Source organism: Streptomyces sp. NPDC057900 (genome assembly GCF_042887885.1).
In the GTDB taxonomy this organism is placed as follows: Bacteria; Actinomycetota; Actinomycetes; order Streptomycetales; family Streptomycetaceae; genus Streptomyces.
This window is the reverse complement of sequence record NZ_JBHVOI010000017.1, coordinates 25,443-51,020: the sequence shown is the minus strand read 5'-3', so window position 1 is coordinate 51,020 and position 25,578 is coordinate 25,443. Positions and strand designations below refer to the sequence as shown.

Below are 25,578 nucleotides of genomic sequence, written 5' to 3'. Positions count from 1 at the left end.
GGTCAGCCGACGGCCGGCTGCTGTTCCATGGCGGGGAACAGCCGATGGGAGATCACCGACGCCAGATAGGGCACGCCCTCGGTGGAGCCGGTGCCGCTCCTGGTGCCGATCATCCGTACGGCCAGCCGGTAGTGGGTCTGCTTCCACCGCTGGTGCACCCCCTCCAGCTGAAGGGCGGCGGCCCGCAGAACCGCTGCGTCCGGCTCCGGAAGCCATCCGCTGGAGATCACGTTCTCCCAGGTGCCCTCGACGGTCTCCCGTCCGGCCAGCACTGCGCTGCGCACGTCAGGAACCGAGAGGAACGCGGATGACTCCAGCCTCGCTCGAACCGGGGTGGAGCAGTACGACTCGAAGGTCTTGTAGCCCTCGGACTGGATGGCGCTCGCGCCGTCCGTGAACTGCCGGAACACCTGGAACGATTCGGGCTGCATGGTGGCGAGCAACGAGAACAGCGGCAGTGACTCGCGCAGTACGTCGGTGACCGCGGCGACCAGCGCGGCGGCGTCCCCCGGCTGCTCGCCGCGCAGGGTGCGCACCGCCTCGTCCAGCGTGGCCGACATGAAGGCGAAGGTGGTCTCGAAGGACTGGAGCACGCGCAGGAACAGGTACTCGTCGTGCAGGACGTAGACGGGCTGAAGACTGGTGCGCAGCATCAGCCGTTCGCCGGCGGTGGCGGTGTCCAGCACGGCGTCCGCGAGCTCTCCGGCCGGGGTGCGGCCCGGTGTCGCGGCGACGACGACGGGGTCGACGGCTCCGTCCAGCACACGCAGCGCGGCCGGTTCCATGACCCTGGTCGCGAGCCGCAGCCGCTTGTTCAGGAGGAGATCGCCCGGGAGCATCCCCCGCGGGTCGCGGGGGGTGCCCTCCAGTACGTGGCGTTCGAAGCCGATCAGGTCGGCGAGCAGCAGCAGTACCGTGCGGTCGCGGTGCCGGCGCAGCTCCTCCCAGCCCGATCGGCTTCCGGGCGCGCCCCGGCGCAGCACCGCCAGCGCCGTGTAGCTGGGGTAGTCGTAACGGCCGTCGAACTTGTCCAGGAGGACGTCGAGGAAGGGCCCGACGAAGGTGTCGGGGATGTCTTCGCCGCCGCTGGAGGACGCCTCGTCGAACACGGTGCGGCACTCCGAGAGCAGCGTCAGGAGCTCTTCGTCGAGAAAGTGCTTGCCCACGGCACGGAGCCGGTCGATGACGCCGGTGTACGGGAAGTCCCCCGCCCCTCCGGAACGGCACCAGTCGGAGAGTTCGTGCGACAGCGGTGCGTCGGTCTCTTCCATCTCGATTCTCCTTGGGCCCGGCGATGGATGATTCGAGGCTCGCTGGAGGCCCTGGAAGAACGCTCAAGTTTCGCTCCACACCGACTACTGGCACCGGTACCGGAGGTGACGGTTCGTCAGTGCACCTGGTCGCGCCGCGGCCCGGTGTCCTTGAGGCTCGTCGGAGTTCCCTCCGGGTCGAACGAGCGCTGGAAGGTGAAGGCGTGCGGTGCGGAGTCGTGGGCGTGCAGGTGCTCCAGCCTCGAAACCCCGTCCTGCCAGGTGGGTTTCACGCCGTCGGGCACCCACCAGAACACGTAGCCGGGGTGTTCCGTCCGCTCGAACCAGTCGTAGCGCCTGTTCAGCGCCGTGCGGTGCAGACCGGTGTAGAGGGCGTCGAAGACGGGTCGAATATCGGTCCAGAGGGAGAGGGTCGCGGCCAGGGCGATGGTCTCCGCCGTATGGCCCTTGGCGTACCAGCCCGGTACGACGAACTTCCCCCATTCGCCCCATTCCAGTTCGAAGAGTGTGCCCTGGCCGCCCTCTGCCGGTTCGGCGCGGGCGAGGTATCCGGGGTGCCGGCCGATCTTCCGGTAAATGGCCTCACTGCTGTCGTGGAACTCGCGCGTCAGAGGCGCGGGATCGGCGAGGGGTGACTTCAGGACGCCGAATGTGTAGAGAGCGAGATGGGGCATGGGCCTCTCCCTGGTTGGGTGCCTGGTGCGGAGTCGGTTCGGCGGCTGACGTGTGAGGTCAGGATTGGTGGAGCGTGACCGATCGTTCGCAATCGCCAAAGACCAGGTGAAGGTAGCTGCCTCTGTGAGGGATGTCGAAGTTGCTTTTTCCCCGACATAGTGGCCTCTTGCGCAGGTCCTGGTGGGCTCCGGGGCGGTGGTCGGCCTACTGCCGGAAGAATGCAATCGCACAGATGTGCTGCACGCCGCAGGTGGGACCCCGTGCTTCGAAGAAGCATTCGGAGTCATGCGTTCAAGAAACGCATGACGGTCGCTAGAGACCCGGCGGAACAAGGTTGACGCCATTCCATTGGATGTCGAAGATTAAACCGCCCAATCGGATGACATCGCTATGGAAGGTCCCATGAGCCTGCCCGGACATTGGTGGAGTAAAAGTCAGAGTTATGTCTCCGAGATACTTTCGCTGTTCGCAGCAGCACCGGACCAGGATGTCGCCCATTGGCGCGGTAAGGCCTTCTCCGGCAGTGATCTGATTCAGTCCGTGACTGACATCTTCCTGGCGCTGCGCAACAGCGGGGTGGGCAAGGGGGATATGGTCGCGATTCTGGTCGCACCCAACAGCCCCGAGATGCTCACCGCGCGGTACGCGACGCATCTGCTCGGCGGCGCCGTGTCCTATCTGCGGACGACCAACCCCGGTACCACCGCGACGGTTCTTCCGCTGGATCACCAGATCCAGATCCTGCGCGAGACCGACGCCGTGACCATCTACGCCGACGCCGAAGGCTCGGAGCGCGCGACGGAGCTCGCTGACGGCAGCGGGGTCCCGGTCACGCGCATCGCGCGCGAAGAGGCGGGGCGGGCCGATGCCGCCGATGTCCCGGACGTGGCGCCGTGGGAGCCGGACGCGCCGGCCTTCATCGGCTACACCAGCGGCAGCACCGGACGGCCCAAGGGCATCCGGTTGTCGGGCGGTGCGTGGGAAGCCACCCGGAGCGGCTGGATGGAGCTCGCCCGTGAGGCCGACTGCGCGACGATACTTCTGGCGACCCCGCTGAGCCACAGCGTCGCGCCGTTGGCGGACGCGGTCCTCGCGCTGGGCGGAGCGCTGTACCTCCACGAGAGTTTCGACCCTGAGAAGCTCGTGGAGACCGTCTCCGGGACGAAGGAGGTCTCGTGGACGTTCATGGCGTCGAACCACGTGTTCCAGCTCATCGACCACCTGGTCGAACGGGGAATCCGCGACCCTGAAGCGGTGGCGGCCGCGGGCCTGGGCTCACTGAAGCGGATTGTCTACGGCGGCAGTCCCGCGGCACCCGCGAGACTCGGCCAGGGCTTCCGGATCTTCGGTCCTGTCCTGTGGCAGGGGTATGCCGCGACCGAATGCGGTCGAATTACGACCCTGGCGCCTTCGGAGCACGGTGACCCGGATCTTGCCGCCACCGTCGGCCGGCCCTTCTCCCGTGTGCAGATCGCCGTCTGCGACCAGGCTACGGGTGCGCAGCTGGCGACCGGCGAGACCGGCGAGGTTCACGTCCGTTCTCCTCAGATGATGGACGGCTATCACGGGGACCCGGAATTGACGGCACGAGTTCTTCGTGACGGCTGGTACTCCACCGGAGACATCGGCTTTATCGACGAGCGAGGCTATCTGACGCTCATGGGCCGGGCTGCCCATGTCATCAAGGTGGGCGGCGTCAAGGTACATCCCATCGTTCTTGAGGCGGAAATCCTTTCCCACCCGGGCGTCCGGCACGCCGCCGTCTACAGCGTCCGGGACGCGGACGGAAGCGAGCACATCCACGCTGCGATCGAATGCGATCCGGCTGAGGTGGTCGAAGTGGAGGACATTCGCTCGGGAATAACCGAGGCGCTCTCTCCGATTCATGTGCCCGAGAAGATACACGTCTTGAGCGTGCTGCCGATGAACAGCAACGGCAAGCCCGACAAGGAGCTCCTGAAGTCGCAGTTTTCTTAGGGGCTGTCCCGCAATCCCTGGCGACCTCGTGTGCAGGTCAGTCCAGCCGTTACGTCGAGAAGGCGAGTAAATGAACGTTCACCTGGCGTCCTACCTGAATGGCAAAACCGCAGGAGATCTCGCTGAAAGCAAGCGCGAGTTCCTGGAGATCGGCCGTCGTTCCGGTCACTACCCCATGGCCTCCGCCCGGCGTGACGGGGTGGACTCGGAAGTAAATGTCTGGTGCAGCAACGACTATCTGGGCATGGGCCAGAACCGGCAGGTCATCGACGCGATGCAGGCCGCGATAGAGACCCATGGCGCAGGCTCCGGAGGGTCCCGGAACATCGGTGGGACCAACCACCACCACGTCCGCCTGGAGAACGAACTGGCGGATCTGCACGGCAAGGAGACCGCGCTCCTCTTCACCTCCGGCTACACCGCCAACGAAGGCGCCCTCACCGTGCTGGCGGGGATGCCGAAGGACACCGTCGTGTTCTCCGACGCGAAGAACCACGCCTCGATCATCGACGGACTCCGGCACAGCGGCGCGCAGAAGCACGTCTTCAGGCACAACGACGTCGCCCACCTCGAAGAGCTGATCGCGGCGGCTCCCGCCGACGCCCCGAAGTTCATCGTGGTGGAATCGGTCTACTCCATGTCGGGCAACGTCGCGCCGCTCGCCGAGATCGCCGACATCGCCGACAAGTACGGTGCCACGACCTTCATCGACGAGGTCCACGCGGTCGGCATGTACGGCCCGCAGGGCGCCGGCATCGCCGCGCGGGAAGGCATCGCCGACCGCTTCACGGTCGTGATGGGCACCCTGGCCAAGGGGTTCGGAACGGTCGGCGGCTACATCGCGGGACCGGCGGCCCTCGTGGACGCGGTGCGGACCTACGCTCGTTCGTTCGTCTTCACCACCTCGCTGCCGCCGGCGGTCGCGGCCGCCGCGCTGGCGTCGGTCCAGTACCTGCGGTCCTCCGACGTCGAGCGGAAGCTCCTCTCGGAGAACGCGCGGCTTCTGCACAGCCTCCTGATCGACGCCGACATCCCGTTCGTCTCGACGGACTCCCACATCGTCGCGGCCTTCGTCGGTGACGACGAGCTGTGCAAGCGGGCGTCCCAGCTGCTGTTCGACCGGCACGGGATCTACGTCCAGTCCATCAACGCCCCGAGCGTGCCCGCGGGTGAGGAGATCCTGCGGATCGCCCCGTCCGCCGTGCACAACCAGAGCGACGTCGAGAACTTCGCCCAGGCCCTCCGGGGAATCTGGCAGGAGCTGAACATCCCGACCGCGACTGCCCGGGACTGGTTCGAGTCCGAGCTCTGCGGCGCCGGCATCCGCACCGAGGCGAAAGCCGGAGCGCTGGTGTAATGACCATGTCAGTCGTCGGCGTACTGGCCGGCACGGCGGAACGGCGTCCCGAACACCCGGCCGTTGTCCACGAGTCCGAGCACTTCACGTACGGGTGGCTGTGGGACCAGGCCCGCCGCTACGCCGCGGTGCTGCGTGACAACGGCGTACGGCCGGGGGACCGGGTCGCCATGCTGCTGGTCGACACCCCGCAGTTCCCCGTCGTGTACTTCGGCGTGCTGGCGGCCGGTGCCGTCGTGATCCCGCTGAACGTCATGGCGACGGCGGCGGAGATCGATCACGTACTGGCCGACGCCGACGCCCGATACCTGGTGTGCGCCGCCTCCTTGCTCGACCGGGCGAGCGAGGCGGCGGAGCGGCGCGGCACGTTGCTCCTCACCGTCGGTCCGGGCCCCGAGGGCACGGTCGACCTGGAGCACGCGGCACAGGGCACGGCGCCGGTCGACGAAGCCGTCGTGCCGGGGCCCGACGATGTCGCGGTCGTGTTCTACACATCCGGTACGACGGGTGAGCCGAAAGGCGTGATGCTCACCCACCGGAACATTCTGTACAACGTCGAGCGGATGGTCACCACCCCCTATGCGTTCCGGGGTGACGACGTCCTGCTCAGCTGCCTGCCGCTGGCGCACGGATTCGGCCAGATCTGCGGAATGCTGACCGGCTTCCGGGCCGGTATTTCCCTCGTCATGATGCCGAAGTTCTCCGGCCCGGAGGCCCTCGCACTGATGACGGAACACGGGTGCACGGTGTTCATGGGCGTGCCGACCATGTACTCCAAGCTGCTCGACGCGGTGGATCGGGGAGAACAGGTCCCTCACCTCGACCGCGTGTACAGCGGAGGCTCGGCGCTTCCCGTCAAGACCCTTGAGGCTGTCCGGAACACGTTCGGATGCCCTGTGTACGAGGGCTACGGAATGACCGAGACCTCATGCAGCGTCGCCTACCACTACCCCGGCCTGACGTTTCGCCCCGGAACGGTCGGTGTTCCCATCACCGGCATCACCGTCGGAACGGCCGGGCCGGACGCCGACGGGATCGACCTCCTGCCCGTCGGCGAAGTGGGCGAGATCGTGGTGCGGGGCCAGAACGTCATGGCCGGATACCTCGGCCGCCCGGACCTCACCGCCGAGGTGCTGGTCGACGGCTGGTTCCGTACCGGCGATCTCGGCAGGCTGGACGGCGACGGCTACCTCTCGGTCGTGGGCCGCAAGAAGGACCTCATCCTGCGCGGCGGTTACAACGTCTATCCGCGCGAGATAGAGGAGATCCTCGTCGGGCATCCGGCCGTGGCACAGGTCGCGGTCATCGGTGTCCCGCACCCCGTGCTCGGTGAGGAGGTCTGGGCGATCGTCGTGCCCGCCCGCCCTGCGGACGGCACACCCGGATCGGACGAGGAGATCATCGAATGGGGCAGACAGCGTCTCGCCGCATATAAGTACCCACGGCGAGTCGAATTCGTCGACGCTCTCCCGCTGGGAACCAGTGGAAAGGTTCTCAAGCGAACGCTCGTGGAGAAATACGAGAAACATTCTCCGCAGGCAGCGGCATGAATTGGCGTAGCACCCGCGGCACGGCTGCGGGTGCTACCCCTCCGTTCAAGCATCGAACGTAACAATAGGGGGCAGCTCCACCATGGCTGAATTCCAATCGGACACGTCAATACCGGCAGAGGCGATCGCCGTCGTCGGTATGTCCTGCCGACTGCCGCATGCGGAGAACCCCGCTCAGCTGTGGCAACTGCTGAGCGACGGCCGCAGCGCCATCGGCGAGCCTCCCGCAGGCCGCCCGGAACTGCCCCCGCGACCGGGCGGCTACCTTGAGGACGTCAGCGGATTCGACGCCGCCTTCTTCGGTATCGGTCCGCGCGAGGCGTCGTCGATGGATCCGCAGCAGCGGCTGATGCTTGAACTCGCCTGGGAGGCCCTGGAGGACGCCAGGATCCGCCCGTCCGATCTCGCCGAGAGCCGGACCGGCGTCTTCGTCGGTGTCATCGCCGACGACTACGCCGCCCTCACGCACCAGTACGGGATCGAAGGCATCACCCGGCACACCCTGACCGGACTCAACCGGGGCGTCATCGCCAACCGGATCTCCTACACCCTTGGTCTGCACGGACCGAGCGCGGCCGTGGACACCGGCCAGTCCTCCTCGCTGGTCGCCGTGCACCAGGCTGCCGAGAGCCTGCGCCGCGGCGAGTCCGCCATGGCCATCGCCGGCGGTGTCAACCTGAACCTGGTGCCGGACAGCACGGTCGGCGCGGAGCGGTTCGGCGCGCTGTCACCGGACGGCCGCAGCTTCACCTTCGACGCGAGGGCGAACGGATACGTACGCGGTGAGGGCGGCGCCTTCGTGGTGCTCAAGCCCCTGCACGCCGCCGTGGCGGACGGCGACCCGGTCTACTGCGTGCTGCACGGCAGCGCGATGAACAACGACGGGACGACCGAGGGTCTCACCGTCCCGAGTCCGGCCGGCCAGCAGGACGTCCTGCGGCAGGCGTACGAGCGTGCCGAGGTCCCCGTCGAGCAGGTGCAGTACGTCGAGCTCCACGGCACGGGCACCAAGCTGGGCGACCCGATCGAGGCCTCGGCACTGGGCGCGGTCCTCGGCGACGGCCGGGTGGACGGAGCCGACCTGCGGGTCGGATCGGTGAAGACCAACGTCGGACACCTTGAGGGTGCCGCCGGCATCGTCGGCCTGCTGAAGGCGGCGCTCTGCATCCGGCACCGCGAGCTCGTGCCGAGCCTGAACTACGAAACCCCCAACCCGGACATTCCGCTCGACCGGCTGAAGCTCACCGTCCAGCGCGGCCGCGAGCCGTGGCCGCGGCCGGACGAGCCGCTCTACGCGGGTGTCAGCTCCTTCGGCATGGGCGGTACGAACTGCCACGTCGTGCTCTCCGACTGGCGCACAGAGCCGGCGGCGCGGGAGGAACCGCCCGCCGCGGAGACCGCCGTAGAGACCGGCGCGGAGACCGGCGCGGAGACCGGCGCGGAGACCGGCGCGGAGACCGGCGCGGAGACCAGCGCGGGCGTGGTGCCGTGGGTGGTCTCCGGCAGGTCGGCCGAGGCCGTGGCGGGACAGGCGGAGCGCCTGGTGTCGTTCCTGGAGGAGCGTCCGGAGGCGGACGTCGCGGCGGTGGGCCGCTCGCTCGCCGTGACGCGGTCCCGTTTCGATCACCGCGCGGTGATCGTGGGGGAGACCCGGGAGGAACTGCTGACCGGAGCACGGGCGCTGGCCGAGGGCCTGCCCGCGGCCGGTGTCCTCACGGGGCGCGCGGCGCCGGACGGCGCACTGGCGTTCCTGTTCTCCGGACAGGGCAGCCAGCGTGTCGGGATGGGCCGTGAGTTGTATGCGGCGGAGCCGGTGTTCGCGGCGGCGTTCGACGAGGTCGTGGCGGCGCTGGATGTCTACCTGGACCGGTCGCTGGCGGGGGTGGTCGAGGGTGAGGCGGAGCTGCTTGGGCGGACGGTGTTCACTCAGCCGGCGCTCTTCGCGGTCGAGGTGGCGTTGTTCCGGCTGTTGTCGCATTACGGGGTGACTCCGGATTATCTGGTGGGTCATTCGGTGGGTGAGCTGGCGGCGGCGCATGTGGCGGGTGTGCTGTCACTTGGGGACGCGGCGCGTCTGGTGTGTGCGCGGGCCCGGCTTATGGACGGGGTTGCCGAGGGCGGGGCGATGGTCGCCCTGAACGCGGGGGAAGAGCGTGTTGCCGGGTGGCTTGAGGGCCGTTCGGGTGTGGAGGTGTCCGGGGTCAACAGCCCTTCCTCCACTGTGATTTCGGGTGATGAGGCGGCTGTTCTCCAGGTTCTGGAGCTGGCGCGCGGTGAGGGTGTGAAGGCGACCCGGCTGAAGGTGAGCCATGCCTTCCACTCCGCGCACCTGGACGGAATGCTGGAGGAGCTCACCGAGGTCGCCCGCACCCTGACCCACGCGGCACCCCGCATTCCGGTCGTCTCGAACGTCACCGGTGAGCTGGTCGAGGAGTTCACCCCCGAGTACTGGGCTGTCCAGGCCCGCTCTGCGGTGCGATTCTCCGACGGCATCGCCACACTGGCGGGTCTCGGTGTGACGACGTTCCTGGAGCTGGGCCCCGACGGGACCCTCGCCGGACTGACGGGCGAATGCCTGCCGGATGCCGAGGCCATCGTCGCGGTACCGGCGCTGCGCAAGGACCGTGCCGAGAAGCGTTCCCTCCTTGCCGCCCTGGGCACGGCGCACGCACACGGCGTGGATGTCGACTGGCAGCAGCTCCTGCGGGGTTCCGGCCTGGTCGAGCTGCCGACGTACGCATTCCAGCGCCGACGCTTCTGGCTGGACGGTTCCGCGAAGGACCCGGTCCGGCTCCCCGCCGGCGCGCCGGGGCAGAGCGGTCCGGAGCAGGTCGCGCCGCGAGGTGACGTGCTGGAACTGGTGCGTGCGCACGCGGCAGCCGTGCTCGGCCACGGATCGGCGCGCGACGTGGCCACCGGCACGACCTTCAAGGAACTGGGCTTCGACTCCCTCTCGGCCGTTGAGCTGCGGAACGCGCTCAACGCGGCCACCGGGCTCTCGCTGCCCTCCAGCCTCCTCTTCGACTACCCGACCCCCGCCGCACTCGCCGGACACCTCGACGGTCAGCTCCACGGCGCGGACCGGAGCCAGGACCAGGACGACGCCGCCTACGCGGCCACCGACCCCGACGAGCCGATCGCGATCGTGGGCATGGCGTGCCGGCTGCCGGGATCGGTCGCCTCCCCGGACGACCTGTGGCGCCTGGTCAGCAGCGAAGCCGACGCAGTCGGCCCGTTCCCGGCCAACCGGGGCTGGGACTTCGATTCGCTCTTCACCGACGATCCGTCGGTACCCGGCAAGACCTACGCCACCCAGGGCGGATTCCTGTACGACGCGGACCGGTTCGACGCCGAGTTCTTCGGCATCAGCCCCCGCGAGGCAGCGGCGATGGAACCCCAGCAGCGACTGCTCCTTGAAACGGCCTGGGAAGCCTTCGAACAGGCGGGCATCAACCCCGCCGCGCTGCGCGGCAGCCGTACCGGCGTGTACGTCGGCGCGACGGCGCAGGAGTACGGACCGAGGCTGCACGAGTTGTCCGACGGACACGACGGCTACCTGCTGACGGGCAACACCGCCAGTGTGGCCTCGGGCCGGCTGGCCTACACCTTCGGTCTCGAAGGCCCGGCCGTGACCGTCGACACCGCGTGCTCGTCCTCGCTCGTCGCACTTCACCTCGCCGCGCAGTCGCTGCGCAGGGGCGAGTCCTCCGTGGCCCTCGCCGGCGGTGTGTCCGTCATGGCCACACCCGGCATGTTCGTGGAGTTCTCCCGGCAGCGCGGGCTGTCGCCGGACGGGCGCTGCAAGGCGTTCTCCGAGGCGGCGGACGGTACCGGGTGGGCCGAGGGCGTGGGGCTGCTGGTCCTGGAGCGGCTGTCGGACGCCCAGCGCAACGGGCACCAGGTGCTCGCCGTGATCCGTGGTTCCGCCGTGAACCAGGACGGCGCGAGCAACGGTCTGACGGCCCCGAACGGGCCCTCGCAGGAGCGGGTCATCCGCGCCGCGCTCGCCGACGCCCGGCTGGCGGCGTCCGAGGTGGACGCGGTCGAGGCGCACGGCACCGGCACCAAGCTCGGTGACCCGATCGAGGCCAACGCGCTGCTGGCCACCTACGGCCAGAACCGCGAGGAGCCGCTCCGCCTCGGCTCGCTCAAGTCGAACATCGGTCACACGCAGGCCGCGGCGGGCGTCGCGGGCGTGATCAAGATGGTCATGGCGATGCGTCACGGGGTTCTCCCCGCGACGCTGCACGTGGACGAGCCGACCTCGCACGTCGCCTGGTCGGCCGGCGCGGTCGAGCTGCTGACGCGGGCCCAGGAGTGGCCGGAGCTCGACCGTCCGCGCCGGGCGGGCGTCTCGTCCTTCGGCATCAGCGGGACCAACGCACACCTCATCGTCGAGCAGGTCGCGGAGACCGAAGCTCCGGTGGAGGAGCCGCCGGTGCCGGGTCCGGTGCCGTGGGTGGTGTCGGGCAGGTCCGGGGCCGCGCTGTCGGAGCAGGCGGACCGGCTGGTGTCGTTCCTGGAGGAGCGTCCGGAGGCGGACGTCGCGGCGGTTGGCCGCTCGCTGGCCGTATCGCGGGCTCGTTTCGACCACCGCGCCGTGCTCGTGGGCGAGACCCGCGAGGAACTCCTGGACGCTCTGCGAGCGCTGACACCGGGCGAGCCCGTCTCGACGGGTTCCGTCGCGTTCCTGTTCTCGGGCCAGGGCAGTCAGCGCCTGGGCATGGGGCGTGAGTTGTACGCGGCGGAGCCGGTGTTCGCGGCGGCGTTCGATGAGGTCGTGGCGGCGTTGGATCTCTACCTGGACCGGTCGCTGGCGGGGGTGGTCGAGGGTGAGGCGGAGCTGCTTGGCCGGACGGTGTTCACTCAGCCGGCGCTCTTCGCGGTCGAGGTGGCGTTGTTCCGGCTGTTGTCGCATTACGGGGTGACTCCGGATTATCTGGTGGGTCATTCGGTGGGCGAGCTGGCGGCGGCGCATGTGGCGGGTGTGCTGTCACTTGGGGACGCGGCGCGTCTGGTGTGCGCGCGGGCCCGGCTGATGGACGGGGTTGCCGAGGGCGGGGCGATGGTCGCCCTGAACGCGGGGGAAGAGCGTGTTGCCGGGTGGCTTGAGGGCCGTTCGGGTGTGGAGGTGTCCGGGGTCAACAGCCCTTCCTCCACCGTGATTTCGGGTGATGAGGCGGCTGTTCTCCAGGTTCTGGAGCTGGCGCGCGGTGAGGGTGTGAAGGCGACCCGGCTGAAGGTGAGCCATGCCTTCCACTCCGCGCACCTGGACGGAATGCTGGAGGAGCTCACCGAGGTCGCCCGCACCCTGACCCACGCGGCACCCCGCATCCCGGTCGTCTCGAACGTCACCGGTGAGCTGGTCGAGGCGTTCACCCCCGAGTACTGGGCCGTCCAGGCCCGCTCTGCGGTGCGATTCTCCGACGGCATCGCCACACTGGCGGGTCTCGGTGTGACGACGTTCCTGGAGCTGGGCCCCGACGGGACCCTCGCGGGACTGACGGGCGAATGCCTGGCCGACACGGACGGCGTCGTCGTGGCCGCGCTGCTGCGCAAGAACCGCCCCGAGAAGCGTTCCCTCCTCGAAGCCCTGGGCACGGTCCACGCACACGGCGTGGGCGTGGACTGGACGGGGTTCATCCCGGGCTCCGCCGTGGTGGAGCTCCCCACCTACGCCTTCCAGCGCGAGCGCTTCTGGCTGGACGCGCCGCGCTCCGGTGACGCGGCGGGCCTCGGCCTGACGGCGGTGAACCACCCGATGCTGGCCGCGGCGATCACCGACCCCGACGGCGACGCGGTGCAGTTCTCGGCCTCGGTGTCGCTGTCCTCGCATCCGTGGCTGGCCGACCACGCGATCGGCGGGACGGTCCTGGTTCCGGGGACGGTGTTCCTGGAGCTCGCGGGGGCCGCCGCCGAGCACCTGGGCCATGCCACCGTCGAGGAACTCACCCTTCAGGCACCCCTGATCCTCTCGGAGAAGCCGGGCGCCCAGCTGCGGCTGACCGTCGACCGGGCCGACGCGCGCGGCGACCGCCGGTTCACCGTGTACGCACGGACCGGCGAGGAGCAGTGGACCGGCCACGCGGCCGGACTGCTCACCCCCTCCGCCCCCTCGCCGGGCGTCTCCCTGGACCAGTGGCCCCCGGCCGAAGCCACCCCCATCCCCCTGGACGGCGTCTACGACCGCCTCGGCGACCTGGGCTACGGCTACGGGCCGGCCTTCCACGGCCTGCGCGCCGCCTGGCGTACGGGCGACGACATCTTCGCCGAGGTCGCCCTGCCCGACCAGCTCCACACCGAGGCCGCACGCTTCGGCGCCCACCCCGCCCTCCTCGACGCGGTCCTGCACCCGCTCGTTCTCGATGCCGCGGACTCGGCGCGGGACGACAGCACGATCCGGCTGCCGTTCTCGTTCTCGGGCTTCGCGCTGCACGCGGTCGGCGCCACCGTGCTGCGCGTCCGCTGGACCCGCACCGGCCAGGACACGGCCCGGCTCGCTCTGGCCGACGGCACCGGCGCCCCGGTAGCCACGATCGAGTCGGTCGCCCTGCGGCCGATCGCCCGCGACCAGCTCGCCGTCGCGGGCCCGGCCGTGGAGTCCCTGTACCGGATGGACTGGGAGGCCGTCCCGGCGGCGGAGCCGGTCGCCGGCCAGCGGTGGATCCGGCTCGGCGAGGAACCCCACGCCGACCTCGCCGCGCTCGGCGCCGCCATCGACGCCGGTTCCACCGCACCGGAGTTCGTGGTGATCGGTGAGGAGCAGCTCTCCGGCGGCACCCCCGGTGACGAGCTCGCCCGCACCCACGCCACGGCGGCGCGCGGGCTCGAAACGGTCCGGGACTGGCTGGCCGCCCCGCAGTTCGCGGAGAGCCGCCTCGTCCTCGTCGTACCGGACGGCGCACTGCACACGGCCCCGCTCGTGGGCCTGATCCGTACCGCGCAGTCCGAGCAGCCGGGCCGGCTGGTCCTCGTCCACATGGACGAGGACGGCGCCGAGCTGCTCCCGGCCGCGCTGGCGTCCGTCGAGTCCGAGGTGGCGGTGCGCGGCGGCGGGTTGTTCGTACCGCGTCTGGCGCGCGCCACGGGCGCCACGGCGCAGCCGACGAACGGCCTGGACCCGGAGGGCACGGTCCTGGTGACCGGCGCTCTGGGCACGCTGGGCCGTCTGGTGACGCGCCGTCTGGTGACGCACCACGGTGCGCGGCACCTGCTGCTGGTGTCGCGTCGGGGCGCCGAGACCCCGGGCGCCGCCGAGTTCGTGGCGGAGCTGGCGGAGTCGGGCGCGCGCGCCCGGGTGGCGGCGTGCGACGTGTCGGACGCCGACGCGCTGGCGGGCCTGCTGTCCGAGGCCGCCGCCGAGCGTCCGCTGACCGCCGTGGTGCACACGGCCGGTGTCCTGGACGACGCGACGGTCGCCTCGCTGTCGGCCGATCGGCTGGAGCGGGTGATGCGCCCCAAGGTGGACGCGGCCTGGAACCTCCACCGCCTCACCGAGCCCCTCGACCTCACCGCGTTCGTCATGTTCTCGTCCATCGCGGGACTCATGGGCAACGCCGGACAGGCCAACTACGCTGCCGCGAACACCTTCCTCGACGCCCTCGCGCAGCACCGCCGCGCCCGGAACCTGCCCGCGACCTCCCTCGCGTGGAGCCTGTGGGACAGCGCCGATGGCATGGCCGGAACCCTCGCGGACGCCGACGTCGCGCGCTGGAAGCGCAGCGGCATCGTCCCGCTGACCCCGGAACTGGGCCTCGATCTGTTCGACGCGGCGCTCGCCTCCACGGAGCCGCTGCTCGTCCCCGCCGAATTCGACCTGGCCGCCCTGCGGGCCCTGGGCGAGGAGAACGCGCTGCCCGAGCTGTTCACCGGTCTGGTCCGCGTCCGCCGCCGGCAGGCGGCGTCCGCCGCCGCCACCGGCGCCGACTCGTCCTGGGGCCGGCGGATGAGCGAACTGCCCGCGCAGGAGCGGGCACAGGCCGTGCTCCGGACCGTACGGGAGACCGTCGGGCTGGTCCTCGGGTACGGGGCCGACGCCGACATCGACCCGGTCAAGGCGTTCAAGGAGACCGGCTTCGACTCCCTGACCGGTGTCGAACTCCGCAACCGGCTGGGCTCGGTGACCGGGCTGCGGCTGCCCACCACCCTCGTGTTCGACCACCCCTCGCCCCAGGCGGTGGCGGACTTCCTGCTCGACCGGCTCGACGCGACCAAGACCGCCGCCGTCCCCTCGGTGGCCGCCCACGCCCCCGGACTGGACGAGCCGATCGCCGTGGTCGGCATGGGCTGCCGCTACCCGGGCGGGGTCTCCTCCCCGGAGGACCTGTGGCGGCTGGTGGCGGAGGGCCGGGACGCGATCGGCGACTTCCCGTACGACCGCGGCTGGGACGTCGAGGGCCTCTTCGACCCGGACCCCGAGAAGATGGGGAAGTCGTACACCCGCAAGGGCGGATTCCTCTACGACGCCGCGGAGTTCGACGCCGAGTTCTTCGGCCTGAGCCCGCGCGAGGCGACCGCGACCGACCCGCAGCAGCGGGTGCTGCTGGAGGTCGTGTGGGAGGCGCTGGAGCGGGCGGGAATCGACCCCGCCGCGCTGCGCGGCTCCTCGACCGGTGTCTACGCCGGTGTGATGTACAACGACTACGCGTCGCGGCTGGGCAGCGCCCCGGACGGCTTCGAGGGCCACCTGCTGACGGGCTCGATCGCGAGCGTCCTGTCGGGCCGGGTGTCCTACACCCTCGGCCTCGAAGGGCCCGCGGTGACGCTGGACACGGCGTGCTCCTCATCGCTCGTGGCGGTCCACCTGGCCGCTCAGGCGCTGCGCCAGGGCGAGTGCTCGATGGCACTCGCCGGCGGTGTCACCGTGATGTCCACGCCGACGACCTTCGTCGAGTTCTCGCGTCAGCGCGGCCTGTCCCCGGACGGGACCTGCAAGTCGTTCGCCGCCTCGGCGGACGGCACGGGCTGGGGCGAGGGCGCCGGCATGCTGGTGCTGGAGCGTCTCTCGGACGCCCAGCGCCTCGGGCACCGCGTCCTCGGCGTGATCCGCGGTTCCGCGGTCAACCAGGACGGTGCGAGCAACGGCCTCACCGCCCCCAACGGCCCCTCCCAGGAACGCGTCATCCGTCAGGCCCTCGCCAACGCCCGCCTCGCCCCGCACGAGGTCGACGCGGTCGAGGCGCACGGCACCGGCACCCGGCTCGGTGACCCGATCGAAGCCAACGCGCTGCTGGCCACCTACGGCCAGGACCGCGACGAGCCGCTGCGGCTGGGATCGATCAAGTCGAACATCGGCCACACCCAGGCCGCCGCCGGAGTGGCGGGCATCATCAAGATGCTGATGGCGATGCGGCACGCGGAGCTCCCGGCGACGCTGCACGTGGACGAGCCGACACCGCACGTCGACTGGTCGGCCGGTGCGGTCGAGCTGGTCACCGAACACGGGGCCTGGCCGGAGGTGGCACGTCCGCGCCGCGCCGCCGTCTCCTCGTTCGGCATCAGCGGTACGAACGCGCACGTGGTCCTGGAACAGGGACCGGCGCCGGCCGCGACCGGTGAACCCGTAGTGGCGGGGCTTCCGCTGGTGGTCTCGGCACAGAGCGCGCCGGCCCTGGCGGCACGGGCCGGCCAGCTGCGTGAACTGCTGGCCTCTCCGAGCACAGACCCGGCTCGGGTCGCCTCGGCTCTCGCCACCCGCGTCCCGCACCTCCCCTTCCGCGCGACGGTCTCGGGCGCGGACCGGGACGCACTGCTGGCGGGCTTCGAGGCCCTGGCCGCCGGCTCGACCGCGCCGAACCTGGTCCAGGGCACGGCCACGGGCGCGGGCAAGACGGTGTTCGTGTTCCCGGGACAGGGATCCCAGTGGCAGGGCATGGCCCTGGAACTCTTCGACTCCTCCCCGGTGTTCGCAGCCCGGCTCCTGGAGTGCGAGCGGGCGCTGGCCCCCTTCACCGACTGGTCGCTGCTGGACGTCCTGCGCGGTGCGGAGGACGCGCCCGGATTCGACCGGGTCGACGTGGTGCAGCCCGCCCTGTGGGCCGTGATGGTGTCCCTGGCCGCGCTGTGGCGTTCGGTGGGCATCGAGCCGGACGCGGTGATGGGCCACTCGCAGGGCGAGATCGCGGCGGCCGCGGTGTCCGGCGCGCTGTCGCTGGACGACGCGGCGAAGGTCGTGGCGCTGCGCAGCCGGGCGATCGTGAAGCTGGCGGGTACCGGCGGAATGGTCTCGGTGGCGCTGCCCGCCGACGAGGTCCGCGAACTCATCACCCGCTGGGACGGCGCCATCGACATCGCCGCCCACAACGGCCCGCGTTCCGTGGTGGTCGCCGGAGAGGTGACCGCCCTTGAGGAGCTGGTCGCCCACTGCAAGGGCAACAAGATGCGCGCCAAGCGCATCCCGGTCGACTACGCCTCCCACTCCGCGCACGTCGAGAGCCTGCGGGACGAGCTCCTCGACGCCCTGTCCTCACTCACCCCGCGCCCCGTCGAGGTGCCCTTCCTCTCCACCGTCACCGGTCAGCCGCTGGACGGCACGGAGCTCGACGGCGCCTACTGGTTCCGCAACCTCCGCAGGACCGTCCAGCTGGAAGGGGCTACCCGGACCCTGCTCGACCAGGGCCACCGCGTCTTCATCGAGGCCAGCGCCCACCCGGTACTGACCATCGCGCTCCAGGAGACGATCGACGACACGTCCCACGACAGCGCCGTCACCGTGCCCTCGCTCCACCGTGACGCAGGCGGACTCGACGACTTCCTCGCCTCCGCGGCACAGGCCCACGTCTCGGGCGCTCCGCTCGACTGGGCTGCCGTGCTCGGCGGCCCCGGCGCGTTCGTCGACCTGCCGACCTACCCCTTCCAGCGCCGACGCCACTGGCTGGAGGGCCCGGCCACGGCCGGGGACGCGAGCGGGCTCGGCATGGCCGCGGAACGGCACCCGCTCATCGGCGCCGCGCTCTGGCTGGCCGACGCGGACAAGCTGGTCCTGAGCAGCAGGGTCGCCCTGAACACGCACCCCTGGCTGGCCGACCACGCCGTCGCCGGGACCGTGCTGCTCCCCGGCACCGCGTTCGTGGACCTCGCCATCCGGGCGGGTGACCACACGGGCCTCGACCAGCTCGACGAACTGACCCTCCAGGCACCGCTGGTGCTGTCCGGCCGGGGCGCGGTACAGCTCCAGGCCGTTGTCGACGCCCCGGACGCGGAGGGCCGGCGCGCCCTGTCGGTGCACTCCCGCCCGGAGCCCGACTCCGACGACGACACCACCGTCCACCAGTGGACCCTGCACGCCACCGGCGTACTGGGCCACGCGGAAGGACCCGCCGACGTACCGGCCGACACCGCCTGGCCCCCGGCCGGCGCAGAGCCGGTCGACCTGACGGCGGCGTACGACACGCTTGCCGAGCGGGGCTTCCAGTACGGGCCCGCCTTCCGGGGCCTGCGGGCGCTGTGGCGCACCGGCCAGGAGATGTTCGCGGAGGTCGCGCTCCCGGAGGGCGTCCTGCCGGGGGACTTCGGGATCCACCCGGCCCTCCTCGACGCCGCCCTGCACCCGCTGGCGCTAGCCGAGAACGGCCGCCTGGTGCTGCCGTTCGCCTGGACCGGCGTCCGGCTGCACGCGGTGAACGCAGGCGTGCTGCGCGTACGGATCACCCCGGAGGGTTCGGGTGCCGCCCTGTCCCTCACCGACGCGGGCGGAGCGCCGATCGCCTCGGTGAAGACGCTCAGCCTGCGCGCCGTGGACCCGGCGCGGCTGACCGGCTCCGGCACATCCCGCCGGCCGGTGCTCCAGGTGGAGTGGACGGCCGCCCCCAAGGCAGCCCCGGCCGCCGGGTGGGCCGTCCTCGACGACCGGGGCCACGGTCTGCCCGCCCCCGCGGGCAGCTACACGGACCTCGCCGGCATCGCCGGGAACCCGCCGCTGGTCGCGGTCCCGCTCTCCGGTGAGGACGGCCCCGGCGCCGTGGCACACCGGGCCCTGCGGCTCGCCCAGGAATGGCTCGCCGAGGAACGGTTCGCCGACTCGCGGCTGGTCTTCCTGACCCGCGACGCGACCACCGCCCGCACGGAGACCGGACTCGCGTCGGCTCCCGCCTGGGGTCTGGTGCGTACCGCCATGACCGAGCACCCCGACCGGTTCGGCCTGCTGGACCTGACGGACTGGGACCTCGCGGAGGCCGATCTCGGCCGCGCACTGGGCGTACCGGAAGCGCAGGTGAGCCTGCGGGACGGGGCGCTGCTCGTACCGAGGCTGGTCACATCGCCGGAGGCGGACGACGACACCGTGCCCGCCCTGAACCCCGAGGGCACCGTCCTCATCACGGGCGCCACCGGCACCCTGGGCCAGCTCTTCGCCCGCCACCTCGTCGCCGAACACGGCGTACGGCACCTGCTGCTGGCGAGCCGCCGGGGCGGGGACGCGGCGGGCATGATCGAGCTGGAGGCCGAACTCACGGCCCACGGAGCCCATGTGTCCGTGGTCGCCTGCGACACGGCCGACCGCACGTCGGTCGCCGCGATGCTGGACGCGATCCCCTCACCGCACCCGCTCACCGCGGTCCTGCACACCGCCGGCGTCCTCGACGACGGCACCCTGCACGCCCTCACGGCCGAGCAGCTCGACACCGTCCTGCGCCCCAAGGTCGATGCCGCACGCCACCTGCACGAGCTGACGGCGGACCTGGAGCTGGACGCGTTCGTCCTGTTCTCCTCGCTGGCCGGAACGGTCGGCACCGCGGGCCAGGCCAACTACGCCGCGGCCAACACCTACCTGGACGCCCTCGCCCAGCACCGCCAGGCCCTGGGCCTGCCCGGTACGTCCCTGGCCTGGGGCCTGTGGGCCGAGGGCAGCGGGATGACCGGTCACCTGACCGACGCCGACCTCGCCCGCATGTCCCGCGGCGGCATCGCCCCCATCGGCAGCGAGCAGGGCCTCGCACTGTTCGACGCGGCCCTCGCCACCCGCCGGCCGGTGCTCGTCCCGGCGCTCCTCGACTACACCGGACTGCGGGCCCAGAACGAGGACGGCACACTGCCCGCGCTCTTCCACGGCCTGGTCCGTCCGAGGCGGCGTACCGCCGCGGACGCGCAGCCGAGCGCCAACCCCTTCGGCGAGCGCCTGGCGCTCCTGGCCCCCCAGGACCGGGAGCGCGCGCTCCTCGAACTGGTCCGAGGCGTGGTGGCCTCCGTACTGGGCCACACCGACGCCGACCAGGTCGCGACCGACCGGGCCTTCAACGAGCTCGGCTTCGACTCGCTCAAGGCGGTGGAACTCCGCAACCGGCTGAACGCGGCCGTGGGCGTGAAGCTGCCCGCGACACTGGTGTTCGACCACCCGAGCACCAGCGAGCTGGCCGCCTTCCTGCACACCGAACTGCTGGGCTCGGCCACCGCGCCGGCCGAGGCCGAACCGGTCGTCGGAGCCTCCGACGAGCCGATCGCGATCGTCGCGATGGCCTGCCGCTACCCGGGCGAGGCCGGCTCCCCGGAGGAGCTCTGGCAGCTGCTGTCCGACGAACGGGACGCCATCGGCCCGTTCCCGGCCGACCGGGGCTGGGATCTGGAGAAGCTCTACCACACGGATCCCGACCACGCGGGCACCTCGTACACCCGGCACGGCGGATTCCTCTACGAGGCACCGCAGTTCGACCCCGAGCTCTTCGGGGTCAGCGCACGGGAGGCCACCGCCATCGACCCCCAGCAGCGACTCCTGCTGGAGATCTGCTGGGAGGCCTTCGAGCGCGCGGGCATCGACCCCACCTCCCTCAAGGGCACCCAGACCGGTGTGTTCGCCGGTGTCATGGCCAACGACTACGCGGCACGGCTGAAGGACGCCCCCGAGGGGATGGAGGGCTACCTGTCGGTCGGCAGCACGGTCAGCGTCGCCTCCGGCCGCATCGCCTACACCTTCGGACTGCAGGGCCCGGCGATCACCGTCGACACCGCCTGCTCCTCCTCGCTCGTCTCCATCCACCTCGCCGCCCAGGCACTGCGCAACGGCGAATGCGGGCTGGCCCTGGCCGGCGGTGTGACCGTGCTGGCCGCGCCCACCCTGTTCGTCGAGTTCAGCCGGCAGCGCGGGCTGGCCCCGGACGGCCGGTGCAAGTCCTTCTCCGCGCAGGCGGACGGGGCGGCCTGGGCCGAAGGCGCCGGAGTCCTCCTGCTGGAGCGGCTCTCCGACGCCCGGCGCAACGGCCGCCGGATCCTCGGCGTGATCCGGGGCACCGCCGTCAACCAGGACGGTGCGAGCAACGGCCTCACCGCCCCCAACGGCCCCTCCCAGGAACGGGTGATCCGCCAGGCGCTGACCAACGCGGGCCTGACCACCGCGGACGTCGACGCGTTGGAGGCCCACGGCACCGGCACCACGCTCGGCGACCCGATCGAGGCCAGGGCCGTACTCGCCACCTACGGGCAGGAACGCACCTCCCCCCTCCTGATGGGCTCCCTGAAGTCCAACATCGGACACTCCCAGGCCGCCGCCGGCGTGGCCGGCATCATCAAGATGGTCAAGGCGATGGAACACGGAGTGCTCCCCAGGAGCCTCCACATCGACGAGCCCAGCCCGCACGTGGACTGGTCCGCCGGTGAGGTGGAACTGCTCACAGAGGCGGTTCCGTGGCCCGAGACCGAGCGGCCGCGCCGGGCAGGTGTGTCCTCCTTCGGCATCAGCGGCACCAACGCCCACATCATCGTGGAGCAGCCGCCGGCCGAGGAGACGGTCCCGCCGGCCGAGCCGATGCCGGTCGTGCCGCTGCTGCTGTCCGGGCACAACGACGCCGCCCTGCTGGCCCAGGCCGACCAAGTGGGCACGGCGCTCGCCGACGCCGGAGCGCAGGAACTCGCGTCGACGGGCCGGACCCTGGCCGTCGGACGAGCCGGCCTCGCGCACCGCGCCGTGGTGGTGGCAGCCACCCCCGCCGAAGCGGTCGACGCACTCGCGGCACCGGCCGTGCAGGGAACACCCGTGGACGGCCGCACCGCCTTCCTCTTCACCGGCCAGGGCAGCCAGCGGCTCGGCATGGGCCGGGAGCTCTACACCGCCTACCCCGCCTACGCCCAGGCCCTGGACGCCGTCTGCGCGGAGCTCGACCCGCTGCTGGAAGAGCCACTTCTCGACATCCTCTTCGGCGAGGACCCGGCGCTACTGGACCGGACCTGCTACGCGCAGCCCGCCCTGTTCGCCACCGAGGTCGCGCTCTTCCGGCTCCTCGAAGACTGGGGCGTACGGCCGGACTTCCTCGCGGGCCACTCCGTCGGCGAGCTGGCCGCCGCGCACGTCGCCGGCGTCCTCTCGCTGCCGGACGCGGCGCGGCTCGTCGCGGCCCGGGGCCGGCTGATGCAGGCACTGCCCGGCGGCGGCGCGATGCTCGCCGTACAGGCAGAGGAGCGGGAGGTGCTTCCGCTGCTCGCCGGACGGGAGGACCTGCTGGCCGTCGCCGCCGTCAACGGCCCCACCTCCGTGGTGCTCTCGGGCGACGCAGAAGCCGTCGAGGCCGTCGGCGCCGAACTCGCCGCCCAGGGCCGCAGGATCAAGCGGCTGCGCGTCAGCCACGCCTTCCACTCCCCGCACATGGACGCGATGCTCGACGAGTTCCGGATGGTCGCCAAGGGGATCACCTTCGCCGCGCCCACCATCCCGATCATCTCCACCCTGACCGGACAGCAGGCCGGCGCCGGGGAACTGACTACGCCCGAGTACTGGGTCCGGCACGTCCGCCGGCCCGTGCGCTTCCTGGACGCGGCACGCACCCTGGAAGCCGAAGGCGTACGGACCTTCCTGGAACTCGGCCCCGACGGCGTGCTCAGCGCGATGGGACAGGACTTCCTCGACCCGGGATCGCTCCTGGTCCCGGTGGTGCGCGGCGGCCACCACGAGCCGCACACCGCCGTCACCGCCCTGGCCCACGCCCACGTACGGGGCGTGCCGGTCGACTGGCCCGCGCTGTTCGGCGAGAACGCCCGACCCGCCGCGGACCTGCCGACCTACCCCTTCCAGCGCCGGCGCTACTGGCTCACGGAAGGACCCGGCGGCGGCGACGTCACCTCGGCCGGACTCGACCCCACCCGGCACCCGCTGCTCGGGGCCGAGGTGCCGCTCGCGGACTCCGACGGCGCCCTGTTCACCGGCCGGATCTCGGCCCGCAGCCACCCCTGGTTCGCCGACCACACCGTCGCCGGCACCCTGCTGGTCCCCGGCACGGCCCTGGTGGAACTCACCGTCCACGCGGGCGCCGCACTCGGCTGCGAGCACCTGGAGGAACTCGCCCTCCAGGCACCCCTGGTCCTCCCCGAGGAGGGCGCGCTCCAGCTCCAGATCACCGTCGGCGGCCCTGACGACGACGGCCGCAGGCCCGTCGCCGTCCACTCGCGCGGCGAACAGGAGGACGACACCTGGATCCGGCACGCCACCGGAACCGTGGCGGCCGCCGAGCCGGTCGTTCCCGAACCCGACCTCGCGTCCTGGCCCCCGGCAGGCGCGGAACCCCAGCAGGTCGAGGACCTGTACGACCGCCTCGCCACCCAGGGCTACGGCTACGGCCCCGCCTTCCAGGGCCTCCAGGCGGCATGGCGGTCGGGCGACGACCTCTACGCCGAGGTACGGCCGTCCGCCGAACCGGACGGATTCGCCCTGCACCCGGCACTGTTCGACGCCGCGCTGCACGCACTGCTCCTGGCGGAGACGGCCGAACTCCGGCTGCCCTTCTCCTTCGGCGGCGTCCAGCTGACCGGGGCCCGGAGCGGCACCGGCACCCTGCGGGTGAAGCTCTCGGCCCGCCCGGACGGCACGGTCGCGGTCCACATCGCGGACGAGACGGGCGCGCCGGTCGCCACCGTCGCCTCGCTCGCCCTGCGGACCCTGCCGGCGGGGACCGCGCTGACCCGCCCCTCCGACCAGCACGTCTACACGGTCGAGCGGGCCGGTGTGGAGCTCTCCGCCGACGGCGGAACGAGCATCGTGGTCCTCGGCGAAACCGACCCCGGACTCGCCGCCCAGCACTACGCCGACCTCACCGCGCTGGCCGCCGCGACGGCCGACGGCGCGCCCGCACCCGACGTGGTCGTCCTCCCGGTACAGCCGGCCTCCGTACCGGAGACCGGCCGGGTCACCCAGGAAGTACTGGCGGCCCTGCGGCAGTGGCTCGCCTCCGACACGCCGGCCGGGGCCAGGCTCGCCGTGGTCAGCACCGGGGAACTGGCACACAGCGCGCTCTCCGGGCTGATGCGGACCGCCGAGTCGGAACACCCGGGGCGCTTCCAGCACGTGATCACGGACGGCCTGCCGGCCGGCCGCGAACTGCTGGCCGCGGCCCTCGCAGATGCCCGGCCACAGCTCGAACTGCACCAGGGACAGGCCTACGTGACGCGGCTCGCCAAGGCCCCGCACCCGGTGCGGACCCCGGACGGAGTCAACCCGATCGACCCGGAACACACGGTGCTGATCACCGGCGGCACCGGCGCGCTCGGAGCCCAGGTCGCCCGGCACCTGGTGACCGGCAGAGGCGCCCGCCGCCTGCTGCTCACCAGCCGGCGGGGCGGGGCGGGGGACCTCGTCGCCGAACTGACCGAGCTCGGTGCGGAGGTGCGGGTCGCCGCATGCGACGCGGCCGACCGCGACGCCCTGGCCGCCCTGCTCGCCTCGATCCCGGACGAGCACCCGCTCACCGCGGTCGTGCACGCGGCCGGAGTCGTCGAGGACACCACGCTGGAGGCCATGAGCCCGCAGAGCCTCTCCCGGGTTCTGCGGCCGAAGGTGGAAGCCGCCTGGAACCTGCACGAGCTGACCGCCGGACTGGAGCTGACGGACTTCGTCCTCTTCTCCTCCGTCGCCGGCCTGGTGGGCAACGCCGGACAGGCCAACTACGCCGCCGGCAACACCTTCCTGGACGCGCTCGCCGCTCACCGGCGCGCCGAGGGCCTGCCCGCCGTGTCCCTCGCCTGGGGCATGTGGCAGGACGGCATGGCGAACGACCTCGACCGTACGGACAAGGCCAGGCTCGCACGCAACGGCATCCTGCCGATGCCGACGGACCAGGCCCTCGCGGCGCTCGACACGGCCCTGTCCGGAGCACCACGAACCGGCGACGACGCGGTGACCGGGCCGGTACTCGCCCCGGTGGCACTGGACCTCGCGGTACTGCGAGGCCTCGGGGAAGCGCTGCCCGAGCTGTACCGGGGCCTGGCACGCACCGAACGCCGGGCCGCCCGGCCCGCCCCCGCCCCGGCAGCGATTCCGCTGGCACAGCGGCTCACCGGCCTGACCGGGGACGAGCAGCAACAGCTGCTGCTCGACTACGTCAGGGAACAGGTCGGCATCGTCCTCGCCCACCCGTCCCCCCGGACGATCGACGTCCAGTGCGGACTGCTGGACCTGGGCCTGGACTCCCTCACCGCGGTCGAACTGCGCAACAAGCTGAACACCGCCACCGCACTGCGGCTGCCCAGCACGCTCGTCTTCGACCACCCGACCATCTGGGCCATCGCCGCCTTCCTGCGAGGCGAACTGGTCGGCGAAACGCCGGACCCGGTCCAGGCCGCCCTGGACGCACTTGAGGCCGCTCTCTCGGCCGCCGGCCCCTCGGACGGCGACGGACCTGCGGGAACGTACGCCACGCGGCTGCGCGGCCTGTCCCGGACGTTGGACGGCCGGGCGGCCGACGGCGGCCGCGACGACGCCGACCTCGATCTGGCGAGCGACGACGACCTCTTCGCAGCACTCGACAACGAATTCGGCAGGTAGACATGAGCAACG

At 71.5% G+C, this 25,578-nt stretch carries 6 protein-coding genes; 4 read left to right on the top strand and 2 right to left on the bottom strand.

The genetic code is table 11. The features are described from left to right. Nucleotides 1-2 precede the first annotated feature (2 nt). Together ACFVQ0_RS34660 and ACFVQ0_RS34655 are read right to left on the bottom strand one after the other, a co-directional pair. Nucleotides 3-1,271: a tryptophan 2,3-dioxygenase gene (locus tag ACFVQ0_RS34660; protein ID WP_390093152.1), complete on the bottom strand. Its 1,269-nt coding sequence runs from the start codon at nt 1,269-1,271 to the stop codon at nt 3-5. A 116-nt stretch (nt 1,272-1,387) separates the two neighbouring features. After that, nucleotides 1,388-1,945: a DUF3291 domain-containing protein gene (locus ACFVQ0_RS34655; protein ID WP_390093151.1), complete on the bottom strand. Its 558-nt coding sequence runs from the start codon at nt 1,943-1,945 to the stop codon at nt 1,388-1,390. A 403-nt stretch (nt 1,946-2,348) separates the two neighbouring features. Here ACFVQ0_RS34655 and ACFVQ0_RS34650 point away from each other — a divergent pair, with 403 nt between their 5' ends. The 4 genes from ACFVQ0_RS34650 (at nt 2,349) to ACFVQ0_RS34635 (ending at nt 25,566) form a co-directional block, all read left to right on the top strand. After that, nucleotides 2,349-3,923: a class I adenylate-forming enzyme family protein gene (locus ACFVQ0_RS34650; protein WP_390093150.1), complete on the top strand. Its 1,575-nt coding sequence runs from the start codon at nt 2,349-2,351 to the stop codon at nt 3,921-3,923. A gap of 70 nt (nt 3,924-3,993) precedes the next feature. Next, the gene (gene hemA, locus ACFVQ0_RS34645) at nt 3,994-5,280 is read left to right on the top strand and encodes a 5-aminolevulinate synthase (protein WP_390093149.1); all 1,287 of its coding nucleotides are present in this window, start codon (nt 3,994-3,996) and stop codon (nt 5,278-5,280) included. Next, nucleotides 5,280-6,830 (top strand): long-chain fatty acid--CoA ligase, encoded by a 1,551-nt coding sequence (locus ACFVQ0_RS34640; RefSeq protein WP_390093148.1) that lies wholly within the window; start codon nt 5,280-5,282, stop codon nt 6,828-6,830. The genes hemA and ACFVQ0_RS34640 overlap by 1 nt, the downstream gene beginning before the upstream one ends. Nucleotides 6,831-6,912: 82 nt before the next feature. Beyond that, entirely contained in the window at nt 6,913-25,566 is an 18,654-nt protein-coding gene (locus ACFVQ0_RS34635; RefSeq protein WP_390093147.1) for a type I polyketide synthase, read from the top strand. Nucleotides 25,567-25,578 lie beyond the last annotated feature (12 nt).